The sequence below is a fragment of the Mesorhizobium sp. M1322 genome (assembly GCF_040318085.1).
GTDB lineage: Bacteria > Pseudomonadota > Alphaproteobacteria > Rhizobiales > Rhizobiaceae > Mesorhizobium.
In genome coordinates, this window is sequence record NZ_JAMYLP010000224.1 from 1 (window position 1) to 615 (window position 615).

Sequence of the window (615 nt, forward strand, 5' to 3'; positions counted from 1 at the left end):
AGGACCAGATGTACTCGAGTGCCTATCTGTCGACGGCGGAGTGGAACGACACGCACTTCTTCAACGAAAAATTCGACAAGCTTCTCATTGAGGCGGCTGAGATAGTCGAGTTCCTGCGACATGGGAAGCTCCTCCCTACCTTTGTTCCCTGATGCCGCCAGTGCGGGCCTTCGTTTTGATGATAATACGCACCTCGTTGGGCCGTTTTGCGCAAATTACTCTTCCATCTACGCAGGAAATCGGCATTTTTAGCGATCCGCGCACAGAAGCTATTTGGCAATCAACGGGATAGGACCCTTGTCCCTAGTTGGGGATGACCGCACACTAGGTCATGCTGGCCTTGCCCCTCTGGTTCGTTCTGGCCCATCGAGAGGACCAGGACATGAAACGTAGCCGCTTCTCTGAAGAGCAGATAATCGGAATTTTGAAGGAACATGAGGCCGGGGTATCGGTTGCCGATCTGTGCCGCAAGCACGGGGTCAGCGACGCCTGGCCTACCTTCGGCCAACTAGCAGATTGAACATCGGTGCCAATGTAGGCCGCTTATCAAGGTCGTCTATGAACTCGCCGATCAACCCGAGTTGCCTTTCGGAGAACGGCAACATCGACATTTCG

Annotated in this window: 1 pseudogene; it reads left to right on the forward strand. The window is 54.0% G+C overall.

The annotated features are described in order from the left end of the window. Positions 1–382: 382 nt before the first annotated feature. Positions 383–490: pseudogene (locus NKH12_RS30495) on the forward strand (transposase); the annotation flags it as partial. Positions 491–615: the final 125 nt, after the last annotated feature.